The following is a 4,991-nucleotide window of genomic DNA, read 5'->3' on the forward strand; positions in this document are numbered from 1 at the left end:
GGGTTCAGGTAGCCAACGTTATCGTTGACCACCATCGCGAGCAGGCTCGCTCCCACAGGGTGAGATGCAGGTGCTGGAAACACATCCCGATTTTTAAGATTGACCCGCTCACTTTATTTCGTTTGCCCGCCACCGCTGCTCACGGCTTAGATAAAAGAAGTCCTCCTTCTTGCGAGCCGGTCATCCATGCGCAGCGAAACCATCAGCCAGTCGATCAACATCGTTCACCCCGTCACGCTCAGCCACGGCAAGAATGCCGAGGTGTGGGACACCGATGGCAAACGCTATATCGACTTTGTCGGCGGCATCGGCGTGCTGAATCTTGGCCATTGCCACCCACGTATCGTCGAGGCAATTCGCGAACAAGCGACCCGGCTCACCCACTACGCGTTCAACGCCGCCCCACATACGCCTTACATCGATTTGATGGACCGCCTCAGCGCATTCATCCCGGTGGATTACCCGGTCAGCGGCATGCTCACCAACAGCGGCGCCGAGGCCGCCGAGAATGCGCTGAAAATCGTACGAGGCGCGACCGGTCGTACGGCGGTGATTGCCTTTGATGGCGCCTTCCATGGCCGTACCCTGGCCACCCTCAACCTCAATGGCAAAGTCGCACCCTACAAACAGAAAGTCGGCGTATTGCCAGGCCCGGTGTATCACCTGCCGTTTCCCAGCCAGGACAACGGCGTGACCTGCGCTGATGCCCTCAAGGCCATGGAGCGCTTGTTCAGCGTCGAAATCGATGTCGAGGACGTGGCCTGCTTTATCGTCGAACCGGTACAGGGCGAAGCGGGTTTCCTGGCCATGGATGTGAAATTCGCGCAGTGCCTGCGTCGTTTCTGTGATGAAAAGAGCATCCTGTTGATCGCTGATGAAATCCAGTCGGGTTTCGGTCGCACCGGCCAGCGCTTTGCGTTCTCGCGACTGGGGATCGAACCGGACCTGATCCTGCTCGGCAAAAGCATCGCCGGCGGCGTGCCGTTGGGTGCGGTGGTCGGACGCAAAGTGCTGCTCGACAATTTGCCCAAGGGTGGACTCGGTGGCACCTATTCCGGTAATCCCATCGCTTGCGCAGCGGCGCTGGCGACCCTGGACGAGATGACCGATGCAAACCTGCAATCCTGGGGCTCCCAGCAGGAAGAGGCGATTCTCAGTCGCTACCAATCCTGGCGTGATCGCAACCTGTCACCCTACCTCGGGCGCCTGACCGGCATTGGCGCGATGCGCGGCATTGAATTGGCCAACGCCGACGGCACACCGGCGCCAGCGCAGTTGACGCAATTGCTGGCCCTGACGCGGGATGCGGGTCTGTTGCTGATGCCCAGCGGCAAGTCGCGGCACATCATTCGCTTGCTGGCACCATTGACCACCGAGGCGGCGGTGCTGGAGGAAGGATTGGATATCCTTGAGGCGTGCCTGAAGAAACTGGTCTGATCCATACCCCTCACTGTAGGAGCGAGCTTGCTCGCGAAGAACCGGAGCGCGGCGGGGGGTGTCCGGCATGCAGGGGTATCGGTGGGGACCTTCGGGAGCACGCTCGCTCCTACAGGGGCTGGGTGTTTTCCGAGCACAAAAAACCGGCCGAAGCCGGTTTTTTTATTTCAACGAAAGCAGAATCAGGCGTTCTGCAGACCGTCGAGGTAACGCTCGGCATCCAGTGCCGCCATGCAGCCAGCGCCGGCGGAAGTAATGGCCTGACGGTAAACGTGGTCAGCCACGTCACCGGCAGCGAAGATGCCTTCGAGGTTGGTAGCAGTGGCGTTGCCGTCACGGCCGCCTTGCACAACCAGGTAGCCGTCCTTGAGGGTCAGCTGGCCTTCGAACAGCGAAGTGTTCGGCGTGTGGCCGATGGCAATGAACACACCATCGACTGTCACTTCGTCGAAGCTGCCGTCGTTGTTCTTCAGGCGGGCACCGGTTACGCCCATGTTGTCGCCCAGTACTTCGTCCAGGGTTGCGTTCAGCTTGAGCTCGATCTTGCCTTCGGCAACACGGGCGTTGAGCTTGTCGATCAGGATCTTCTCGGCGCGGAAGGTTTCGCGGCGGTGGATCAAGGTCACCTTGCTGGCGATGTTGGCCAGGTACAGGGCTTCTTCAACAGCGGTGTTGCCGCCGCCAACCACAGCCACTGGCTTGTTGCGATAGAAGAAACCGTCGCAGGTCGCACAGGCCGAAACACCTTTGCCCATGAAGGTTTCTTCCGATGGCAGGCCCAGGTAACGAGCGCTGGCGCCGGTGGCGATGATCAAGGCGTCGCAGGTGTAGGTCGCGCTGTCGCCAGTCAGGGTGTACGGCTTGGCAGCGAAGTCCACGGCGTTGATGTGATCGAAAACGATCTCGGTCTCAAAGCGCTCGGCATGCTCGCGCATCCGCTCCATCAGCGCCGGGCCGGTCAGGCCGTGGACGTCGCCCGGCCAGTTGTCGACTTCGGTGGTGGTGGTCAGTTGACCGCCGGCCTGCATGCCGGTGATCAGCAGTGGCTTGAGGTTGGCACGGGCGGCGTATACCGCAGCGCTGTAACCGGCAGGGCCGGAACCGAGAATAATCACTCGCGAATGACGAACTTCAGACATGACCTGCTCCTGTTGACCGGCCCGGAACACCTGGCGCGGAACGCCGGATTGCCGGCGGGAATAAAAAAGGACCATTGAAAGCACTTGGGGAAGGCTTGAACTCGACAGTCCTGTAAAAGAATTGGGTGCAGCGTATCGAGGGGGCGAAGATTAAGGAAATACGGTTTAACAATCCAGCTCATAGGTGGTCTCTATCCCGACACGGTGTGTATTCGGACGCCTTTGTTACAGTTAATGTCGATACCGCCACCGCGCTTTCGTACGCGAAACAAAGCCGGTAAGGTCGGCGCGTTTTCCCTTTGCTCGGAGCACGTTATGCCCGCCCCTGTACTGTCCGGCCCGCAATACCTGCGCGAAGGCCTCAAACTGGTCTTGAGTCCAAGCCTGCGTTTATTCGTGTTGTTGCCACTGGCAATCAACCTGGTGCTGTTCGTCGGATTGATCTATCTGGCCGGCCACCAGTTCAGCCTATGGGTCGATACGCTGATGCCGTCCCTGCCGGAGTGGCTGGGTTTCCTCAGTTACATCCTGTGGCCATTGTTCGTCGTGCTCGTGCTGTTGATGGTGTTTTTCACCTTCACCATGCTCGCCAACGTAATCGCCGCGCCGTTCAACGGCTTCCTCGCGGAAAAGGTCGAAGTGGTGGTGCGCGGCACCGACGACTTCCCGGCCTTCAGTTGGGGCGAGTTGATCGCCATGATCCCGCGGACCTTCGCCCGGGAAATGCGCAAGCTCGGTTACTTCCTGCCCAGGGCGATCGGCCTGTTCATCCTCTCGTTCATTCCCGTGGTCAATATCATCGCCGCCCCGCTATGGCTGCTGTTCGGGGTGTGGATGATGGCGATCCAGTACATCGACTACCCGGCGGACAACCACAAGCTGGGCTGGAACGAAATGCTCGCCTGGCTGCGGCAGAAGCGCTGGCAGAGCATGGGTTTTGGCGGGAGTGTTTACCTGGTGCTGATGATTCCTGTGGTCAACATCCTCATGATGCCGGCCGCTGTGGCCGGGGCGACCCTGTTCTGGGTGCGCGAGCGTGGCGCCGAGAATCTGGTCGTTCAACGCTGACCCTGTCACAAATCCATCATCCCGGCGTCACAACGACGACATCGCCTCAGTTGAAACTGAGGCGATGACGACAGCTCTGCATATCACCCTGATCACTGAAACCTTCCCACCTGAAATCAATGGCGTGGCCAATACGCTTGGTCGCTTGTGCGACGGGTTACGCGCGCGCGGGCATCAGGTGGAGCTGGTCCGGCCACGCCAGATCTGCGATCAGTCGGCAGGCAGCGACGATGAATTGCTGCTGTGCCGAGGCTGGCCGCTGCCGGGCTATCCCGGCTTGCAGTGGGGCCAATCGTCGATGCACAAGTTGTTGCGTCGGTGGAAGCGTCATCGCCCGGATGTGTTGTACATCGCCACCGAAGGACCTCTGGGGCTGTCGGCACTACGCGCGGCACGGCGCTTGGGGATTTCGGTGGTCAGCGGCTTTCACACCAATTTCCAGCAGTACTCCAATCAGTATGGGCTTGGACTGCTGACGCGTTTACTGACCCACTACCTGCGCTGGTTCCACAATCGATCGACGCTGACACTCGTACCGAGCGTGAGCCAGCGAATGGAGCTGGAACGCCGGCATTTCGAGCGTCTGGCGTTGCTGTCCCGAGGCGTAGACAGTCAGCTGTTTCACCCGGCCAAACGCTTGAACGCACTGCGTGAGCGATGGGGGCTGGATGACAACGACATTGCCGTGATCCATGTCGGGCGTTTGGCACCGGAGAAAAATCTTGGCTTGCTCAAGCGTTGTTTTGATTCGCTGAAAGCCGCTTATCCACAACGAAACCTCAAGCTGATTGTGATTGGCGACGGGCCACAACGCCTGGAGCTTGAGAAGGAACTGCCCGAAGCAGTCTTCTGCGGCGCTCAGCGGGGCGAATCACTGGCCTGTCACTATGCGTCGGGAGATGTGTTCCTGTTTCCAAGCCTGACTGAAACCTTCGGCAATGTCGTGCTTGAGGCATTGGCCTCCGGGCTGGGTGTGGTGGCCTATGACCAGGCTGCGGCGGCACAACATATCCGCCATGGCTACAACGGTGTGCTGGCGATGCCAGGGGATGAAGAAGCATTTTGTGATGCGGCAATGTGGATGCTGGAAGAAAGGGAAACCTTGCGTTGCGTGCGGCTCAATGCGCGCCAGCATGCCAGTCGTCAGGGTTGGGCGGCGATCATTGATCAGTTTGAAGGGCAGTTACGGGGGGCTTGTGCTGGAGAGTTGGTGGTACCGAATGCGCCGATAGCTCCCCGATAGCCCCCTGATTTTTTGCTGATTTAGAGGCCCCATCGCCAGCAGGCTGGCTCCCACAGTTAACCGCGTTCCACTTGAGGCAATGCGGTCTAATGTGGGAGCCAGCC

4 protein-coding genes are annotated in these 4,991 nt (G+C 59.6%); 3 read left to right on the plus strand and 1 reads right to left on the minus strand.

The features are described 5' to 3' along the window. Nucleotides 1-186: 186 nt before the first annotated feature. Entirely contained in the window at nt 187-1,437 is a 1,251-nt protein-coding gene (locus tag ACRESJ_RS13860; RefSeq protein ID WP_431758395.1) for a 2-aminoadipate transaminase, read from the plus strand. Nucleotides 1,438-1,619: 182 nt separating this feature from the next. Here ACRESJ_RS13860 and trxB read toward each other — a convergent pair whose 3' ends face one another. Beyond that, the gene (gene trxB, locus ACRESJ_RS13865) at nt 1,620-2,576 is read right to left on the minus strand and encodes a thioredoxin-disulfide reductase (protein WP_431758396.1); all 957 of its coding nucleotides are present in this window, start codon (nt 2,574-2,576) and stop codon (nt 1,620-1,622) included. 315 nt (nt 2,577-2,891) lie between these two features. Here trxB and cysZ point away from each other — a divergent pair, with 315 nt between their 5' ends. Both cysZ and ACRESJ_RS13875 read left to right on the plus strand, forming a co-directional pair. After that, entirely contained in the window at nt 2,892-3,644 is a 753-nt protein-coding gene (cysZ, locus tag ACRESJ_RS13870) for a sulfate transporter CysZ (protein WP_431758397.1), read from the plus strand. Nucleotides 3,645-3,684: 40 nt separating this feature from the next. Further along, nucleotides 3,685-4,887, plus strand: coding sequence for a glycosyltransferase family 4 protein (locus ACRESJ_RS13875; protein ID WP_431758398.1), 1,203 nt, complete (start codon nt 3,685-3,687; stop codon nt 4,885-4,887). Nucleotides 4,888-4,991: the final 104 nt, after the last annotated feature.

This window comes from Pseudomonas sp. (genome assembly GCF_050739655.1).
Taxonomy (GTDB): domain Bacteria; phylum Pseudomonadota; class Gammaproteobacteria; order Pseudomonadales; family Pseudomonadaceae; genus Aquipseudomonas.